This window comes from Streptomyces sp. NBC_00464 (assembly GCF_036013915.1).
Lineage (GTDB): Bacteria > Actinomycetota > Actinomycetes > Streptomycetales > Streptomycetaceae > Streptomyces.
This window is the reverse complement of sequence record NZ_CP107899.1, coordinates 4786015-4803751: the sequence shown is the minus strand read 5'-3', so window position 1 is coordinate 4803751 and position 17737 is coordinate 4786015. Positions and strand designations below refer to the sequence as shown.

Annotated in this window: 16 protein-coding genes; 8 read left to right on the top strand and 8 right to left on the bottom strand. The window is 69.8% G+C overall.

All coding sequences use genetic code 11. The annotated features are described in order from the left end of the window. Positions 1 to 129 precede the first annotated feature (129 nt). The 3 genes from OG912_RS21675 to OG912_RS21665 all read left to right on the top strand — a co-directional run bounded on the left by OG912_RS21675 (position 130) and on the right by OG912_RS21665 (position 5336). Positions 130 to 1536, top strand: a complete 1407-nt coding sequence (locus OG912_RS21675; protein ID WP_443061004.1) for an LCP family glycopolymer transferase — start codon at positions 130 to 132, stop codon at positions 1534 to 1536. Positions 1537 to 1759: 223 nt separating this feature from the next. Continuing rightward, positions 1760 to 3580, top strand: a complete 1821-nt coding sequence (locus OG912_RS21670; protein WP_327710858.1) for an LCP family protein — start codon at positions 1760 to 1762, stop codon at positions 3578 to 3580. Positions 3581 to 3629: 49 nt separating this feature from the next. Then, a complete protein-coding gene (locus OG912_RS21665) occupies positions 3630 to 5336 on the top strand; it encodes an LCP family protein (protein WP_327710857.1) in 1707 nt (568 codons plus the stop codon). 68 nt (positions 5337 to 5404) lie between these two features. On the opposite strand, the gene OG912_RS21660 is transcribed toward OG912_RS21665, so the two are convergent. Further along, a complete protein-coding gene (locus OG912_RS21660) occupies positions 5405 to 6436 on the bottom strand; it encodes a glycosyltransferase family 2 protein (protein WP_327710856.1) in 1032 nt (343 codons plus the stop codon). 182 nt (positions 6437 to 6618) lie between these two features. On the opposite strand from OG912_RS21660, the gene OG912_RS21655 reads away from it, so the two are divergent. Continuing rightward, on the top strand, positions 6619 to 8085 hold the full coding sequence (locus OG912_RS21655; protein WP_443061003.1) for an LCP family protein: 1467 nt from the start codon (positions 6619 to 6621) through the stop codon (positions 8083 to 8085). A 93-nt stretch (positions 8086 to 8178) separates the two neighbouring features. On the opposite strand, the gene OG912_RS21650 is transcribed toward OG912_RS21655, so the two are convergent. Further along, the gene (locus OG912_RS21650; protein ID WP_326736536.1) at positions 8179 to 8727 is read right to left on the bottom strand and encodes an acyl-CoA thioesterase; all 549 of its coding nucleotides are present in this window, start codon (positions 8725 to 8727) and stop codon (positions 8179 to 8181) included. 119 nt (positions 8728 to 8846) lie between these two features. Here OG912_RS21650 and OG912_RS21645 point away from each other — a divergent pair, with 119 nt between their 5' ends. Further along, positions 8847 to 10139, top strand: coding sequence for an LCP family protein (locus OG912_RS21645; protein WP_327710855.1), 1293 nt, complete (start codon positions 8847 to 8849; stop codon positions 10137 to 10139). Positions 10140 to 10209: 70 nt separating this feature from the next. Here OG912_RS21645 and OG912_RS21640 read toward each other — a convergent pair whose 3' ends face one another. The 4 genes from OG912_RS21640 to OG912_RS21625 all read right to left on the bottom strand — a co-directional run bounded on the left by OG912_RS21640 (position 10210) and on the right by OG912_RS21625 (position 12424). Beyond that, positions 10210 to 11016 (bottom strand): class I SAM-dependent methyltransferase, encoded by an 807-nt coding sequence (locus tag OG912_RS21640; RefSeq protein ID WP_327710854.1) that lies wholly within the window; start codon positions 11014 to 11016, stop codon positions 10210 to 10212. Then, positions 11013 to 11489 carry a hypothetical protein gene (locus tag OG912_RS21635; RefSeq protein ID WP_326736539.1) on the bottom strand — a complete coding sequence of 159 codons (477 nt, stop codon included), beginning with the start codon at positions 11487 to 11489 and terminating at the stop codon, positions 11013 to 11015. The genes OG912_RS21640 and OG912_RS21635 overlap by 4 nt, the downstream gene beginning before the upstream one ends. 44 nt (positions 11490 to 11533) lie before the next feature. Continuing rightward, entirely contained in the window at positions 11534 to 11983 is a 450-nt protein-coding gene (locus OG912_RS21630) for a hypothetical protein (RefSeq protein WP_327710853.1), read from the bottom strand. A gap of 267 nt (positions 11984 to 12250) precedes the next feature. Beyond that, a complete protein-coding gene (locus OG912_RS21625; RefSeq protein WP_327710852.1) occupies positions 12251 to 12424 on the bottom strand; it encodes a DUF397 domain-containing protein in 174 nt (57 codons plus the stop codon). Between the two features lie 378 nt (positions 12425 to 12802). Here OG912_RS21625 and OG912_RS21620 point away from each other — a divergent pair, with 378 nt between their 5' ends. From OG912_RS21620 to OG912_RS21610, 3 genes are all read left to right on the top strand, one after another. Continuing rightward, complete coding sequence (locus OG912_RS21620) at positions 12803 to 13801, top strand: helix-turn-helix domain-containing protein (protein ID WP_327710851.1); 999 nt, start codon at positions 12803 to 12805, stop codon at positions 13799 to 13801. Between the two features lie 28 nt (positions 13802 to 13829). After that, on the top strand, positions 13830 to 14705 hold the full coding sequence (locus OG912_RS21615; RefSeq protein ID WP_327710849.1) for a hypothetical protein: 876 nt from the start codon (positions 13830 to 13832) through the stop codon (positions 14703 to 14705). A gap of 144 nt (positions 14706 to 14849) precedes the next feature. Further along, positions 14850 to 15494 (top strand): DNA alkylation repair protein, encoded by a 645-nt coding sequence (locus OG912_RS21610; RefSeq protein WP_327713504.1) that lies wholly within the window; start codon positions 14850 to 14852, stop codon positions 15492 to 15494. Between the two features lie 75 nt (positions 15495 to 15569). Here OG912_RS21610 and OG912_RS21605 read toward each other — a convergent pair whose 3' ends face one another. Then, positions 15570 to 16517: a hypothetical protein gene (locus OG912_RS21605; RefSeq protein ID WP_327710847.1), complete on the bottom strand. Its 948-nt coding sequence runs from the start codon at positions 16515 to 16517 to the stop codon at positions 15570 to 15572. Continuing rightward, positions 16514 to 17485 (bottom strand): protein phosphatase 2C domain-containing protein, encoded by a 972-nt coding sequence (locus tag OG912_RS21600; protein WP_327710845.1) that lies wholly within the window; start codon positions 17483 to 17485, stop codon positions 16514 to 16516. Before OG912_RS21600 ends, OG912_RS21605 begins: the two co-directional genes overlap by 4 nt. Between the last annotated feature and the right edge of the window lie 252 nt (positions 17486 to 17737).

Below are 17737 nucleotides of genomic sequence, written 5' to 3'. Positions count from 1 at the left end.
CTGAACGCCAACTCCGGTACATGATCTGCGGTACAGACCACTCAAGGCACAACCAAGCGTGAGGTTCAGCCGTCTACTTCTGCGATCGGCGGCCCATCGCGCTGCCGCACACGAAGGATGGACGCAGACGTGACCGAAAGCGCCGGCACGCCGGCCGACCCCGACGACTCGGCCACGGGCGGGAACCAGACGCCGGACAACTCGGCCGCGGGCGAGGGCCGGGCGCCGGACGGGTCGCCCGGCGAGGGGCCTGTCGAAGGACCTGTCGAAGGGCCCGGCGAGAAGCACGTCCCGGGCAGCGGCTCCGAGGGCCCCCCGGGTGGCGAGACACGCAGCGGGTCGGGCAGCGGCCCGTCGCACGGACCGCTGCCGGAGGGCTCCGAAGCGGGTCCGACCCTCGACATCGTCGTCAAGCGCAAGCGCCACTGGCTGCGTTGGACCGCGCTGGGCGCCTCGTTCGTCGTACTCGTCGCCGCGGGCGCCGGCTGGTGGCTGTACAAGAAGCTGGACGGCAACATCAGGACGGACACCTCCGCGGCCGCCGAACTCAAGGCGTACGAGAAGGAGCGCCCCTCCTCCGTCGTCCATGACGCACAGAACATCCTGCTCATCGGTTCCGACAGCCGGGCCGGGGACAACAGCAAGTACGGCCGCGACGACGGCGGCAGCCAGCGCTCGGACACCACGATCCTGTTGCACCTTGCCGCGGACCGGAAAAGCGCCACGGCCATGTCGCTCCCCCGCGATCTGATGGTGAACATCCCGGAGTGCCACAAGTCGGACAAAAGTGTGAGCAAGCCGCAGTTCGCACAGTTCAACTGGGCCTTCGAGTTCGGCGGGACCGCCTGCACCATCCGCACGGTCGAGAAGATGACCGGAATCCGCATCGATCACCACATGGTCGTCGACTTCAACGGCTTCAAGAACATGGTCGACGCGGTGGACGGGGTCGAGATCTGCCTCAAGCAGCCGATCGACGACAGCGCCGCACACCTCAAGCTTCCCTCGGGCCGCCAGAAGCTCAACGGCGAGCAGGCCCTGGGGTACGTACGGGCCCGCAAGTCCATCGGCAACGGCAGCGACACCGAACGGATGGACCGCCAGCAGCAGTTCCTGGGCGCTCTGGTGAACAAGGTGCAGAGCAACGGGGTCCTGCTCAACCCCACCCGGCTCTACCCGGTGCTGGACGCGGCCACCAAGGCGCTGACCACCGACCCGGGGCTGGACAGCCTGAAGGACCTCTACGACCTGGTGCGGGGCATGCGCAACGTACCGACCGACAAGGTGCAGTTCCTGACCGTCCCCCGGCAGCCGTACAGCGCCAACCGGAACCGGGACGAACTGGTGCAGCCCGACGCGGACAAGCTCTTCAAGCAGCTGCGCGACGACAAGCCCGTCGCCGTCGTGCCCGCGGACCAGCTGAAGGATGACGACGGGAAGGACGCCGACGTCACCGACGCCGCCGACGCCTCCGGTCCGACTCCCACACCCACCTACTCGGGGAACAACGCGGCAACCGACCTGTGCAAGCAGTAAAGCAATGACCAAGCGGACAACAGCGTTCGGCGTGCAATGGGAAGAATGCCCGGTTGTAAGGGTCGTGGAATATGTCACGCCCGTCGCTCGACGGCGAACGGGACGGATAGTGTGACGCGATCCGGTGCTACCGGCCACCTGGCCGCGCACTTCCGGAGCGAAAGACTGAGCGCCTTATCGGGGGAGGCGCCTCGCGTGGCACCGACGGAGGACTCAAGCGACCGTGGATGCACAAGGCCGTGGGCGGGCGGAAGAAATCGATCCCGCAGACCAATGGGTTCTCAACCCGGACACCGGCGACTACGAACTGCGACTGAATCATTCCGGAGCGGATTCGGGCAGAGCGTCAGGGGTTTCGGCTCCGCGGAGTTCCGGGCGCAGAGGTGCTCCCCGTGAGGGCGACGGCGAGCGTCGCGGTGCCAACGGCGACGGCGAGCGTCGCGGTGCCAACGGCGACGGCGAGCGTCGCGGTGCGGCGGGCGAGGGTGCGCGTCGCGGCCGTGAGGTGCCGCGGCAGGGCGGCCGCCGTTCGGCCTCCGGCCCGCGCGGCCAGGAGGCTTCCGGACCCGCCGAGAACAGCACGGGCCGGCGCAAGCGCAAGGCCCCGAAGGCCCGCCGCAAGAAGGCGCTGCTCTGGACGGGCGGCGTGATGGCCTTCCTGCTCGTCGGTGTCTCGGCCGGCGGGTACTGGCTGTACCAGCACTTCAACGGCAACCTGAGCACCGTGGACATCGGCGACCGCGGCAACAAGGACGTCATCACGGCCAACGCGCCCCTCAACATATTGGTCATCGGTACGGACAAGCGCACCGGCAAGGGCAACGAGGGCTACGGCGACTCGGGCAGCGTCGGCCACGCGGACACCAACATCCTGTTCCACGTGTCCAAGGACCGCACCAACGCCACGGCGATGAGCATCCCCCGCGACCTCATGACCAACATCCCGGACTGCAAGACCAAGCAGGAGGACGGCTCGGAGAAGACCATCCCGGGCACCCAGAACGTCCGCTTCAACACCAGCCTCGGCCAGGACGGCCGCGACCCGGGCTGCACGATGGACACCGTCAAGGAACTCACCGGGCTGACCGTCGACCACTTCATGATGGTCGACTTCAACGCGGTCAAGGAACTGTCCACGGCGGTCGGCGGCGTCGACATCTGCCTGGCCCACGCGGTCAAGGACGAGAAGTCGCACCTGGACCTGCCGGCGGGCCCGAGCACCGTTCAGGGCGAGCAGGCGCTGGCGTTCGTACGGACCCGGCACGCCTACGCCAACGGGAGCGACCTCGACCGGATCAAGGGCCAGCAGCAGTTCATCGGCTCGATGATCCGGCAGATGAAGTCGGACGACACGCTGACCAGCCCGACGAAGCTGTTCAAGCTGGCGGACTCGGCGACCAAGGCGCTGACGGTCGACTCCGCCATCGGCTCCGTACCGAAGCTGAGCTCGCTCGCCAAGGAGCTCACCAAGATCGACACGAAGAACATCACGTTCGTCACGCTGCCGGTGATCGACAACCCGGCGGAGCCGACGCCGATCACGGTGGTCGTGGACCCGGTGAAGTCGCCCCAGCTGCTCTCGATGATGCAGGAGGACACCTCGCTGACCGAGGTGGCCGCGCAGAAGAAGGCCGCCAAGATCAAGCAGGACGCGCTCCTCAAGGGAACCAAGGCGGCAGCTGCCGACGTCCGTGTCGATGTCTACAACGGTGGCGGGATCTCCGGCGCCGCCCAGCAGACCGTCACCTGGCTGCAGAACGACAAGGGCGTCCTGAAGTCCACGAACAAGGCCAACGCCCCGGCGAAGGCTGCCAAGACGACGCTCGCGTACGCACCGAACCAGGCCGACCAGGCCCGGGCGCTCGCCGAGATGATGGGGCTTCCCGCCTCGGCAATGAAGCCGGGCACCAAGGATGCCGTGGGATTGCAGGCGATGGTGCTGACGTTGGGGGCCGACTTCAAGGGCGCGGGCACCCCCATCACCGGCCCGGCGAAGATCGACATTCCGAAGGCCAGCGCCGACAAGGCAGAGTGCGCCAAGTGACACCCGGTCACTGCGCGATACCGCGAGTCTGAACAGCAGGGGGGTCCTGGTGGGACGGAGCAGTACGCCCGGGGAGGGGACGCGACCACGCGTCCGGCATGCCGGCCAACTCGGCTGGGACGACGGCCTCTACGAGGGCAAGGACAAGGACGGTGACGGCGGCGGGGACGCCGCGAAACCGGAGTCCGCAGGAAGCGGGGGCGGCGGCCATCGCGCCGGGAGCCACGGCGGACGCCGTGGCCGGCCCCGCCGCGCCCCCAAGCGGAAGAAGCACCGCGTACTGCGCTGGATAGCCTTCTCCCTCGCGTTCCTCATACTCGGCACCGGCGCGGCCGGTTATCTCTGGTACGAGCACCTGAACAGCAACCTCCGCAAGGGGGAGCGCAGTGCGGGCAACAGCGGGGCGAAGAAGAAGGCGCCGAACGCCGCGGGCCAGACCCCGCTGAACATCCTGCTGATCGGTTCCGACAGCCGGAACAGCGCGGAGAACCTGAAGCTCGGCGGCTCGAAGAAGAGCGTCGGCAACACCCCGCTCGCCGATGTGCAGATGCTGCTCCACGTGTCGGCCGACCGGAAGAACGCCTCGGTCATCAGCATCCCGCGGGACACCCGGGTGGACATCCCGGCCTGCGAGAACCCCGATACCCACCAGAAGTACGCCGCCACCAACGGCATCATCAACGAGTCGCTCCGCGGCGGCCCCGGCTGCACGCTGGACACCTGGGAGCAGCTCACCAAGGTCTACATCGACCACTGGATGATGGTCGACTTCGCCGGTGTGGTGGACATGGCGGACGCCGTGGGCGGCGCCTGGGTGTGTGTGAAGCAGGACGTCAACGACGTGTCCAAGCCGAACGTGCCCGGTGGCTCGCACCTGAGGCTGACGAAGGGCCGGCACAAGATCCAGGGCGAGGACGCGCTGAAGTGGCTGCGCACCCGGCACGCCTTCGAGAGCGACTTCGGCCGGTCCAAGGCCCAGCACATGTATCTGAACTCCGTCATGCGTGAGCTGAAGAATCAGAACGCGTTCACGGACACCGGGCGTCTGATGAACCTCGCCGAGACCGCGACCAAGTCGCTCCAGGTCTCGGAGGAGATCGGCACGGTGAAGAAGCTGTTCGACCTCGGCATGCAGCTCAAGAACGTGCCGATGGACAAGCTGAACATGCTGACGATGCCGCGGATCCCCGACCCGAAGAACCCCGAGGCGCACGTCCTGCCGAAGCCCGGCGCCTCCGAGAAGCTCTGGGCGCTGCTGCGCGACGACCAGTCGCTCGACCCCAAGGACCGCGCCGCGGCGGCGAAGAAGGTGAAGGCCGGCCCGAAGGCCGGCGCCCCCGCCTCGCTCGGTGTGACCGTCGTCAACGGCACCGCCGGCGATGGCCAGGCGGCCACGGAAGGTCGCGCCGGGGTCGTCCGGGACATGCTGAAGGCCAAGGGCTTCAGCGAGGCGGACACCTCGACCGAGCTCGGGTCCGCGGCGACGACCGAGGTGACCTATCCGCACAGCGCCGGTGCCCAGGGCAAGTCGGACGCGCTGTCCGTCGCCAAGGCGCTCGGGATGCCGGCCAGTGCCGTGACGGAGACACCGGACGGAGCGGGGCTGACGCTCACGGTCGGCTCGGACTGGCGGACCGGCTCCACGTTCCCGAAGGCCGTGGAGGACGACAGCGACCCGCTGGAAGGCACCGAGTCCGTCAACGGCGCCAAGACGGACGACTGCATGGACGTGTACTGGCCGTACCGCCAGATGTAGCGGACGCGCGGGACAGACGAGAGGGGGCGCCCGGCGAACCGGGCGCCCCCTCTCGTACGGTCGGCGGCTCAGGCCACCGGCGTGTTCGGCTCCGTGATCGCCGGGCGGCGGCTGGCGATGACGCGCTTCGCCAGGGAGCGCGGGCTGGTCAGGAAGCCGTAGCCCCACGACATGTGCATGGTCGCCAGCGCGACCGGGATCTGCGCCCGCGCCTTCAGCGACAGGCCCTTGCCCGCCGGGAGGGACCCGGCGACGATGGCCGCGACGTAACCGGCCGGAACGACCAGCGCCCACGGGGTGACGGCCGCGCCCACCACGAGACCGGCCGCGATCGCGACGACGGCGGTCGGCGGGGCCAGGTAGCGCAGGTTGATCGAGCCGGGGTGGTAACGGGCGACGACGTGGCGCCAGCGGCCGTAGTCCTTGTACTGCTTGGCGAGCGCCCGGACGGAGGGACGCGGGCGGTACTGCACGCGCAGCTCGGGCGAGAACCAGATCAGGCCGCCGGCCTCGCGGATGCGGAAGTTCAGCTCCCAGTCCTGGGCACGGATGAACTCGATGTTGTACCCGTCCGCCTGCTCCAGGGCCTCGCGGCGGAAGACGCCCAGGAACACGGTCTCCGCCGGTCCCGCCTCGCCGCCGGTGTGGAAGGCCGCGTTGCCGACGCCGATCTTCGACGTCATGGCCGCGGCGACGGCGTCCTCCCAGGCGTTCTCGCCCTCGGCGTGCATGATGCCGCCGACGTTCTGCGCGCCCGTCTCCTCCAGGAGCCGGACGGCGGTCGCGATGTAGTTCGGCGAGAGCATGCCGTGGCCGTCGACGCGCACCACGATCGGGTGACTGGAGGCCTTGATCGCGGCGTTGAGCGCGGCGGGGGTGCGGCCGGTGGGGTTCGGCACGGTCTGGACCCGGGGGTCCTCCGCGACCAGCTCGGCGGCGATCTCGTCCGTACGGTCCGTGGACGGGCCGAGCGCGATCACCACCTCCATCTCACCGGCGTACTCCTGCTCCAGGATGTGCCGGACGGAGTTCCGGAGGTGCCGCTCCTCATTGAGTACCGGCATGATCACGGAGACGGCGGGGTGCTGCGCGGCAGACATGTGGTCCTCGGGGGGTCCTCGGGAGCGCCGGGGGTCTCGCACCCCACCAGGCGGCGGTATTCGGCCGCCACGTTACCGCGAATGGGGGACACCGGCGCGCGCCGCCCGCCTGCTGCCCGGGATGCAGATCGTATGGGCCTACTGTGCGAAAGGTCCCCCTTGCACCGCGGAGGTGTCCCCCCGTGCCCACGCCGCACCGCTCCCCCCGTCCGCCGAGGCCCCGCGCCGCTCCCCCGCAGCCCGGACGGCCCAGGAAGAAGCAGGACGAGAGACCACGCTGGGGCATGCGGGTGGCGACGACGCTCTCCGTGCTGGTGCTCGGCGCGGGCGGCATCGGCCACGCCGTGGTGACCAATCTGGAGTCCGGGATCGACCGGATCGACCCGTTCAAGGACATGAAGAACCGGCCTGCGGGCGGCACCGGCATGAACATGCTGCTGGTCGGCACCGACGGCCGCGACAAGATCACCGCAGAGGAGAAGAAGAAGTACCGGCTGGGCGGCGCACCCTGCCACTGCACCGACACGATCATGCTGGTGCATCTGTCGGCGGACAAGGAGCGTGCCAGCGTCGTCAGCCTGCCACGCGACAGCTACGCCGAGATCCCCGAGCACCGGGACGCGACGACGGGCAAGGAGCACGCGGCCCACCCGGTGAAGCTGAACGCCGCGTACGCCGAGGGCGGGCCGAATCTCACCGTGCGGACGGTCGAGCACATGACGGGCGTCAAGATCGACCACTATCTGGAGGTCGACTTCACCAGCTTCATGACGACCGTCGACACCCTGGGCGGCGTGAAGATCTGCACCGCCCGGCCGATGAAGGACTCCTACACCGGTCTCGATCTCGCGGCCGGCACCCATGAGCTGGACGGCGGCCAGGCGCTCCAGTACGTACGCTCCCGGCACATCGACGGCGCCGCCGACCTGGGCCGGATGCAGCGCCAGCAGAAGTTCATGGCCTCGCTGATCAAGCAGGCGACGAGCAGCGGGGTGCTGCTGAACCCGGTGAAGTTCCGGGAGGTCGCCTCGACGATGCTGAAGTCGGTACGGGCCGACAAGGGCTTCGGTACGGAGCAGATGCTGGATCTCGGCCAGGCGATGCGGGGCTTCTCCGCCGCCTCGTCGGAATTCACCTCGGTGCCGATGGGGGACGTCGCGTACCAGGTCAAGGGCATCGGCTCGACGGTCAAGTGGGACGCGAAGAAGTCCAAGCAGCTGTTCCAGGCGCTGCGGGACGACAAGCCGCTGACCGTCGCGCGGCCCAAGCAGGCGCCGGCGAAGAAGGTCGACGTCCCGCCGAAGCAGATCCGGGTCCAGGTCTACAACGGGACCCCCAAGGACGGCCTCGGCTCCACGGTCGACGCCGCGCTGCACGCCACGGGCTTCGACACCACCCGCGCCCCGCTCACCGCGCCGCAGCGCGACCTCAAGCACACCCTGGTCACGTACGACCCGCGCTGGGACCGGTCCGCGAAGTCACTGGCGGCGGCGCTGCCGGGGGCCGAGCTGAAGGCCGTGAAGGGGCAGGGCGGCACGATGAAGGTGACGGCGGGCGCGGACTACCGCAAGGTGGAGCGGGTCCGGGCCGAGGAGCCCGATCCGGGCAGGTTCGGCGCGGTGAAGGGCGACGAGGTGGTCTGCCCATAGGGGGCTGCGCGGACCGGGGCCCGTCCCTTGGCGCCGTCGGCTGCGCGGAGCGGGGCTCAGTCCTCGGTGCCGTCGGCTGCGCGGACCGGGAGCTCAGTCCTCGATGCCGTCGGCCGCGCGCTTCTCGCGCAGTTCCTTGATCGCGCGGCGCCGGGCGAGGCGGTGGGTGCGCCGGATCTGCGCCTCCTGGTAGCGCCGGTTGTCGCGCTCCGTCTCCGGGATCACGGGCGGCACCCGGCGCGGCCTGCCGTCCGCGTCGACCGCGGCGAACACCAGATACGCGCTGCCGACCTGCTGGGCCGGGGTCGACTCGTTCCACCGCTCGGCCATGACCCGGACGCCGACCTCCATGGAGGAGCGGCCGGTCCAGTTCACCTGGGCGCGGACGTGAACAAGGTCACCGACGCGGACCGGCTCCAGGAAGACCATCTCGTCCATCGAGGCCGTCACCGCGGGGCCGCCGGAGTGCCGGCCGGCCACCGCGCCCGCCGCGTCGTCGACCAGCTTCATGATCACGCCGCCGTGCACCGTACCCAGCAGGTTCGTGTCGCTGCCGGTCATGATGTGGCTGAGGGTGGTCCGGGAGGCTGCGGTGGGCTTGCCCGGAATGTCACATTCCGGGCTCGTGGCCTGATCTGTCATGCCCTCCACCTTATGCGGGGGCCCGGAGAGCGTCGCAATGCATCAGCTTCGCAACAGCCCTGGTCCGATTTCCCTCACACCCTGTAATAGCAGTGGCCCGGACCTGCACACTGGATCGCATGAACGATAGGCCCGAGGGCTGGAACGGCGACAACCGCAGCGGAAACCGCTACGGGCAGGGAAGCGCGAGCGACCGGCCCGAGAGCGCCCGCTCGATGCCGCACATCCAGCGCCGCCCCGCCCCGCCCCAGCAGCGCCCGGCGCCGCCGAGGCAGCGACCGGTGCCGCAGCAGCCCGGCGGCTACGGCGACGCCCCCGAGTACGACAGCGGCTACAACACGGGCCAGGTCTACGGCGGCGGCGGTGGCGGCGGTCACAGCGGCGGCGGTCGCGGACCCGGCGACGGCGGCTACGTACAGGGCCGCCCGGCGGCCGCGCCCGACTGGCGCCGCCGGATCAAGATCGGCGTACTGAGCCTCGTGGTCGTGGTGCTCGCCGTCTCCATCGGTACGTACTTCTGGGCGGACTCCAAGCTGAAGCGCGACGTCGACCTGTCCAAGGTCATCGAGCGGCCGGAGTCGGGAGACGGCACGAACTATCTGATCGTCGGATCCGACAGCCGCGAGGGCATGACGGCCGAGGACAAGAAGAAGCTGCACACCGGCTCCGCCGAGGGCAAGCGCACCGACTCGATGATGATCCTGCACGACGGCTCCAACGGCCCGACGCTGGTCTCCCTGCCCCGCGACTCGAACGTCGAGATCCCGTCCTTCGTCGGCTCCGACTCCGGCAAGAGGTACGAGGGCAAGGGCCGTACGACCAAGCTGAACGCCGCGTACGCCGAGGACGGCCCCGAGCTCCTCGTCCGTACCGTCGAGTTCAACACCGGGCTGCACATCGACCACTACGTCGAGATCGGCTTCGGCGGCTTCGCCAAGATCGTGGACGCGATCGGCGGCGTGGAGCTGGACATCCCCAAGGCGTTCAAGGACAAGTACTCCGGCGCCGACTTCCAGGCCGGCAAGCAGACCCTCGACGGCCAGCAGGCCCTCGCCTTCGTCCGGACCCGGCACGCCTTCACCTCGGACCTGGACCGTACGAAGAACCAGCAGAAGTTCCTCGCGGCACTGGCGAGCCAGACGGCGACACCGTCGACGATCATCAACCCGTTCAAGCTGTACCCGACGATGGGCGCCGGTCTCGACACCCTCGTCGTCGACAAGGACATGTCCCTCTGGGACCTGAGCCAGATGTTCTTCGCGATGAAGGGCGTCACGGGTGGTGACGGCGCGTCGCTGAACATTCCGATCTCCGGCTCCAGCGGTGGCAACCTGCTCTGGGACAAGGCCAAGGTCAAGCAGCTGGTCGAGCAGCTCAACAACGACGAGAAGGTCACGGTCACCGGTAGCTGACCGTACACATCGGAACATCGCACGGGGCCCGGACGGCTGAACCGAACCGTCCGGACCCCGTGCTGTGCGCCTACACCTTCCCGTGGGCCAGCACCGCCACATGCGGCAGCACCAACAGCCCGTCCTCGCCCACGAATTCCTCGCACATCACGTCGTACTCCCGCTTCGCGGCGGCCACCCCCTCCGGTCCACGGCTGTTGACCAGCTGCCCGGTCGCGGCGACACCGGACGCGGGCCCGGCCCACCAGTCGTCGGCGTCGGCCCGGTGGTCCCAGGACAGCGGTGCGCTGCGTACGTCCCCGAGTCCGGCCGACGTCAACAGGGCGCCCAGCCCGTCCGGGGTGCGCGGGAAGTTGTGTTCCTCGTCGACCGTGGCCAGCCAGTCGGGCCGGGTCAGTCCGGCGGCCGCGGCGGCACGGCCGATCAGCGCCTGGCCGGGAGCGTACGGCGCCTGCCAGATGGTGACGGCGATCCGGCCGCCGGGGCGGGTGATCCGGCGCAGTTCCACGAGGGCCTCCAGCGGCCGGCCGACGTGGTTGAGCACGAAGTTCGCCACGACGGCGTCGAACTCGCCGTCGGGGTACGGAAGCTGGGGCAGCGTACCGGTGCGCACCTCGACTCCGGGCGCCGCCCGCCGGGTGGCCGCGACCATGCCGGCTTCGGCGTCCACGGCCCGTACGACCGCACCCCGTCCGACGGCCGCCACCGTCACGCTGCCACTGCCGCAGCCCACGTCGAGCAGCCGCGTCCCGGCGCCGACGACTGCGGCGTCCAGCAGGTCGGGGACCGTATGGGCGCAGAGGCGGGCGAAGGTGCGGGCGTAACTCTCGGCCCGCCCGCCCCAGATGCGCCGCTCGCTCACGTCGAACGCGGTCATACGGCACCTCCGGTCGGGCCTTGCGGCTCCACTTCGTCCAGGTCCTCGTAGAGCGCGTCCAGAATCCGCCCCGTCGGCTTCCCCTCCGGCGACAGTTCGGCCAGGCGCCACCCGGGCAGCTGCGCCTCGACCTGGGGCGGCAGATCGCCGTCCGCCGGGTCTGCCAGCCCGTAGAGGAGACCGAACGCGGTCTCCTTCGCCACCTCCCGGGCTATCTCCCCCAGTTCACCGGGTGTCAGCCCGAGCCGGACCGCCCGCTCGACGGCCCCGCTCGCCAGGCCTTCCTTCCGGTAGGCCGCGATCCAGTCGGGGGCCGCCGAGCTCCACGCGTCGATGTCCTGCCAGACCATGCGCAGGAACCGGTACCGGGCCAGCTGAGGGATGTTCTCCTCGGCCTCCGAGTCGGCCCAGCCCGCGGCGTCGTCTGCGCCCAGCGCCTCGAACAGGCCGGTGAGCTTGTCGATGTCCGTCATGAACAGGGAAGGTACGCCACCGGACCGCCCCGCCGTCTCTCGGTTCAGCCGAGCATCGAGACGGCGATCAGCCCGACCACGACGGCGGCGCAGACGAGGACGGCCGTCCCCTGCCTGCGCCTGCCGTTCCGGGGCCCTCGCCGCGGCCGGTCCGTCATCGGTGAGGCCGTCGCACCCTCCGCCGCCCTCGCGCCGGCCGTTTCGGCCAACAGGCCGCGGCAGCAGGCCGCGAGACGGGTCATGTCGCCGTCGAGGGGGACGGTGGTCTCGGCTCGGGCCGGGGCGGTGGTTCCGCCGTCCAGGATTCGGCCTGCACGGATGCGCACCCGGCCGGACCCGTGGGAGGCGAGGCTGATCCACCGGCCGGCGTCCTCGCCTCGGATCACCACGGTGCCGCCGCGTTCGCGGTAGACGGTGTGCCGCCGCCAGAGCAGCTTCCCCAGCGGTTCGGGGAGGTCGGCCACCGTCCTCGCCTGCCGTCGGTCGTCGCTCAACGGCATGAGGCCGCCCGTCGGCTCGTGTTGCGTCTGTGCTGGGACCGGGGTCTGCGCCCCGGTATGTGCGTGGTCAACTCGCCGGTCCTTTCGGTCCACGCCGGTCGGCGTGATCACCGCTGGATTGTAGGCGCGAAGCAACCACGCGTGCCCGTCCGGGAATTGGTCGATAGTGAGTCCTCTGTCACGGTTGCCCGGAGCTGCGGACGAATCACGCCGACCGGGACCGGCTGAAGGTTCGCACCGGCCGTACGGGGCCCCGGGGGCTCAGCTCTGCGACATGTACGCCGCGAAGTCCGTCCACGCTTGCGGTTCGAAGGTGAGCCGGGGGCCGTGCGCGTTCTTGGAGTCGCGGACTTGGACGGTGCGGGGGGCGGCGGCGACCTCGACGCACTCGCTGCCGTTGCTGCTGTCGCTGCAGCTGCTCTTGACCCACTTCAATGCTTCTGTTCCCCGCACGTCACTCCGGACAGCCGGGACGGCACTGGACAAGCCCCGGACAATCACCGTACGCAAGGGCTCGATCCCACCGGGTCGTGAATGCCCACGACCCCCGGGACCACGACCCGGTGAACCACGACGCGGCTGCCCACGACGTCTAAAGGCTTTTAAAGAACTCAGTGAAAGGACCCAACCAAACCCCACCCCACCCCGGTCCTGACCTGCGTCACCCACGCGAGTGAACAATGACAACTGGGCTGGATTCGGGACGGGTTGGCTGGCATATGCTCGCCGCGACAACCACAGAACTGAGACGGCCCCCGCCGGGACTGAGAATCCCGAGCAGGGGCCTGACCACGAGGAAGAAGTCCCTTCCCAATGGATACCCCGCAGGTTATCGCGCCCCCGTGCGCCCAGTCCGGCTCCCCCGGCACCCTTCCCGACGTCACGCCGACATCCGGCGTCATCCACGTCAACATCCGCCACAGCTCCGGCTTCACGGTCATCGGCAACCACCTCGCCCAGAACCGCGAACTCTCCCTCATCGCGATCGGGCTCGCCGCACACATCCAGTCACTGCCCGCCGGGGCAAAAGTCGGCATCAAGGTCCTCACCGACCGCTTCCCCGAGAGCGAAGCACGCATCACCAGCGCCCTACGCGAACTCGAAGCCGCGGGCTACCTCGACCGCAGCCGCGTGCGCCTCCCCGACGGCCGCTTCGTCACCCGCACCACCTCGTACAACCACCCCCGCACCACCACACCTCGGCCCGCACCCACCCCAGCCGCAAAGTTGGAAGAGATTCAGGCGCCCACCACACCCGAACCAACCCCAAGAACCGCCCAAACCGCTCCCAACTCCCCAACAGCGACCCCACGCCCGGAGCCCACACCCGCCCCGTCGCCCCCCGCACCCGTCCACGTACCGGCACCCCCCGCGCCCAGGACACCGCAGCCACCGCTCCCTCAGCCGCTCGCACCCACCAGGCGGCTGACTCAGACAGCCGCAGCCGTCCTCGCCGACCTACGCCGCCACGCACCCCAACTCGCCCTCACCGACACCCACATCAAGGATCTCGCCCCCGGCATCGCCACCTGGCTCGAGCGCGACACCCACCCCGACACCATCCGCCACGCACTCACCAACGACCTCCCCAACCCCGTCAAGCACCCGGCGAAGTTCGTCCGCCACCGCATCCTGACGCTCCTGCCGCCCCCACTCCCCAGCACCGCAGACCTCGCCCCGCCGCCCAGCCGCAAGGTCGTCGTCATCCCACTCCAGAACTGCGACACCTGCGACCGCGCCTTCCGCGCCACCACCCCCGGCCACTGCCGCGACTGCCAGACCGAACACACCGACCTGCACACAACCGCCTGACAGGCACCCGACCCCCGGAACGGACCCCATGGTCAGCTCACCCCACGAGGCGATGCACCGCATCTTCCAGGAGTACCCCGGCCTCTTCTCCCGCGTCTCCGAAGTACTCGGCATCGACATCCCGCCACCCACATCCGCAACGGTCCTGCCCACCGACCTCACCGAGAACAGCCCCGTCGAACGCCGCGTCGACACCCTCCTACGCATCGACACACAACACGACGGCCCCTACCTCCTCGCCATCGAAGCCCAAGGCAAGAAAGACCCACGCAAAACCGCCAGCTGGCCCTACTACGTCAGCTACCTCCACAACCGATACGGCGCCCTCCCCGTACTCCTCCTGATCGTCTGCCAGGACCACACCACCGCCCAATGGGCCGCCACCCCCATCACCATCGGCCTCCCCCAATGGCCCACCCTCACCCTCAACCCACTCGTCGCCGGACCCCACAACATGCCCGTCATCACCAACGTCGCCGAAGCCCGCAAAGACCTCGCACTCGCCACCCTCGCCGCCATCACACACGCCGACAATCCGGACGTCGATGCCATACTGAAAACACTCTCCGCCGCACTCCGCGACGTGCCCGAAACCATTGCCGAACCCATCGCCGAGCTCACCGCACAAGGCCTGGGCAACCGCCCGGCCGCACAACAATGGAGGAACCTGGTGGCCGTGGATACCTCTTTCTACAAGTCCTTCATGTCCGAAGAAATCCGAGACCAAGGCCGAGCCCAAGGCCGAGCCGACAGCCTCCTGCTGGTCCTGGACGTGCGCGGCATCGTGCTCACCGAAGAGGCCCGCGAGAAGATCACCGCCTGCACCGACACTCACCTCGTCCACCAGTGGCTCGAACGCGCCGCCACCGCCACCACCGCCGAAGAAGTCTTCGCCGACCAGTAGCCCCCGCCCGGCCGGTTGCGCCGCTGCCCCGTGGGCGGCGGCAGTACCCGCGCTCAGGCCGGGGCGGACGCCTCCCGTCGTAACCTGAATCCCGTACGTGAGGAACAGAAGGCTCCCGTGACCAGTACGACAGTGGCCGAGGTGATGGCCGAGCTCGCCGCGCTCGAAGACCCCAAGGCGCGCGCGGTCAACGAGAAGCACGGCGACGATCACGGGGTGAACCTCGGCAAGCTGCGCGCGCTCGCGAAGCGGCTGAAGACGCAGCAGGATCTCGCGCGTCAGCTCTGGGCGACGGGTGACACCGCGGCGCGACTGCTGGCGATCCTGATCTGCCGCCCGAAGGCGTTCGCGCGTGACGAGCTGGACGTCATGCTGCGCCAGGCGCGTCGGCCCAAGGTGCACGACTGGCTCGTGAACTACGTGGTGAAGAAGAGCCCGCACGCCGAGGAGCTGCGCCTCGTCTGGTCAGCCGATCCGGATCCGGTGGTCGCCAGTGCCGGCTGGGCGCTGACCACCGAGCGCGTGGCGAAGAAGCCCGAGGGCCTCGACCTCGCGGGGCTGCTCGATGTCATCGAAGCTGAGATGAAGGACGCCCCGGACCGCCTGCAGTGGGCGATGAACCACTGCCTGGCCCAGATCGGGATCGAGCACCCCGCATACCGCGCCCGTGCCATCGGCATAGGTGAGCGCCTTGAGGTGCTCAAGGACTATCCGACTCCCCCGGGCTGCACATCCCCGTACGCGCCCGTCTGGATCGCGGAGCTGGTCCGGCGGCGTGAGGGCGCGTAGGACGGCACAGGGTGGGGTCCGCAGGACCGACCGCGCACCCCGCTCCGTTCAGTCCCGTCAGTCCCGTCAGTCCCGTCAGTCCCGGAAGTTGATCGTGCCCCGTTGACGTTCGCCGTCGAACTTCGAGCGGTCGACCGCCGGGCGCGGGGCCGGGCGGGCGGCGATCAGTTTGATCACGTCGCGGCCGGCCAGCGCGGTGCGCCACTGCCCCAGTCCTGGGCGGGTGCCGCACGGTCCCTCCGCCTGCTGCCAGAGGCGCCGCACCGCGGACTCCCGCCGTTCGTCCAGCACGCCCGGCACCGGGACCAACGGCTTTCCCGGCGAGACGTAGGCGTCCTGGGCCAGCACGCGACCGATCATCAGGGCCGCCTTGTAGCGGTCGCTGTCGACGGATACGGTTCCCGGCGGGGCGAGCGGATCGTGCCAGTCCGGAGTGTCCGCCTGCTCAAGCACCGGGCCGTGCCCGGACAGCCGGACTCCGTCGCAGTCCAGCAGATAGGCGGCAGGGGCGGGACGGACCGTCCACAGCACATTGGCCTGGGAAAGGTCCCCGATCACCAGGCCCATCGCGTGCAGCCACTCGAAATGCGCCACCAGCGCCACTGCCAGCGCATACCGCTCGGCCGGCGAGGGCTGCTGGACCGCCTGCCAGGCGGCCTTCGGGGGCCGCAGCAGGTAGGAAAGCTCCACGAGCTTGCTCTCGCCCTTGGCCGTCGTCCAGGTCATGGCATCGGGCGCCCGGTGCATGAGGAAGCCGATGGCCCCGTTCCCCTCCACTACCCTGCACAGCGGCCACGCCGCCTCGCGGTCGAGCCGGTCGCGGTCGGCCGGGCCGAGGGCCTGCCGCAGCGATACGAGTGCGGCCAGTGCCCCGCCGTCGACCTTGTGCGGCTCCCGGTAGCTCTTGTAGAGCAGCGCACCGGGCCCGCCGATCGCGTGTACCTCCCCCTGTCCGCCGTCGCCGATCTTGTCGAACACCTTCAGCGATGCGTACGGAACGTCCAGGCCGTCGTGCACACTCACGCGGGACCCTCCCACAGCACGGCCGCGCTCCGGTCGTCGTCGTACGACTTCACCCGGAACTGCGACTGCCACAGAAAGTCGGCGGGGCCCGGCACCGTACCGCTCCCCCACGCCTCCCTCAGGAAGTCACGCATCTCCTGGTCCCCGGACAGCGGTGTGGACAGCCCGTCGGTACTGAGTACGAGTACGTCACCCGGCAGGCAACTGAGAAGTCGGGTGACCGCGGTACGGGCGAGCGGCAGCGCGGCGGTACGGGTGTCGATCATCCCCGACGCCTCCGGGTCCTCCTCGTGCGTGACGTCGAGGTGCCATGTCCCGGACCGCAGCAGTGCCGTTCCGCCGTCGCCCACGGCCATGAATCCGCGGGTGCGGACGGCAGGGTCGAGCGGCACCAGCAAGATCCGGAGCGTGGTCGCGTACGCCTCCGGCCGGTGCCCTTCCCGAAGGGCCTGATCGGCGAGGAGCACCGCGATGCTGGCGACCGCCTCGTTCGCCAGTTCGGTGAAGGCGGGCAGGTCGCCGGAGCGCAGTGCGCCGAGCAGGCTGTCCGCCACCCGGTCCAGGTAAGCGGCCGCGCGCCGGCAGACCTCGTTGGAGCCGACGTGGGAACGGGCAGCTGATCCGACGCCGTCCGCGACCGCGAGCAGCAGCAGCTCCCCACTGTCCGGACCGCCGATCCGGGTGACGCACAGCGCGTCCTGACGGGGCTCACCCAGATAGCGGTGGGAGTCCCCGCGCACGGAGGCGGCCCTGACGGTCAGCGGGCCGTAAGCCGCACCGTCCACCACGATGTCGGGCAGGACCGCCGCGGCCGGGTCCTCGCCCGCACTTCGCAGACCTTGCGGAATCGGGGCGTAGCTGGGGGGCCGCTTCCCGCTGTGCCGCGGGTCCCCGAGCAGCGGCACCGGCTGCGCTGCCACCGGTGCTGCCACTGGCGTGGGCTCCGCCACGGGGGCGGAATCGGTCACGGGGACGAGCGCGGAGGGCGCGGGAGCGTGGGCCGAGGCGGAAACACGCGCGGAGGCCGCGGGAGGCGGAAGGGGCGGGGCGGGAACACGCGCCGGAGGCGCAGAGGGCGAAGAGGGAACCTGCGCGTGTGACTGCTGGGGTGGCAGCGGGCCGGGCAACTGCTGCGGTGGCTGCTGGTGCCCGGTCGACACCATCGCCTCGACCGAACTCCACGTGTCCTGCAACGGGTCGTCGCTCCCGCCGTCCCTGCC

Bases quoted from the DNA above. Each gene is read 5' to 3' on its own strand.
- OG912_RS21650 (WP_326736536.1), bottom strand. From the start codon at position 8,727: ATGACAGATCAGGCCACGAGCCCGGAATGTGACATTCCGGGCAAGCCC.
- OG912_RS21610 (WP_327713504.1), top strand. From the start codon at position 14,850: ATGGCCGAGCTCGCCGCGCTCGAAGACCCCAAGGCGCGCGCGGTCAAC.
- OG912_RS21635 (WP_326736539.1), bottom strand. From the start codon at position 11,489: ATGACGGACATCGACAAGCTCACCGGCCTGTTCGAGGCGCTGGGCGCA.
- OG912_RS21645 (WP_327710855.1), top strand. From the start codon at position 8,847: ATGAACGATAGGCCCGAGGGCTGGAACGGCGACAACCGCAGCGGAAAC.
- OG912_RS21660 (WP_327710856.1), bottom strand. From the start codon at position 6,436: ATGTCTGCCGCGCAGCACCCCGCCGTCTCCGTGATCATGCCGGTACTC.
- OG912_RS21620 (WP_327710851.1), top strand. From the start codon at position 12,803: ATGGATACCCCGCAGGTTATCGCGCCCCCGTGCGCCCAGTCCGGCTCC.
- OG912_RS21615 (WP_327710849.1), top strand. From the start codon at position 13,830: ATGGTCAGCTCACCCCACGAGGCGATGCACCGCATCTTCCAGGAGTAC.
- OG912_RS21640 (WP_327710854.1), bottom strand. From the start codon at position 11,016: ATGACCGCGTTCGACGTGAGCGAGCGGCGCATCTGGGGCGGGCGGGCC.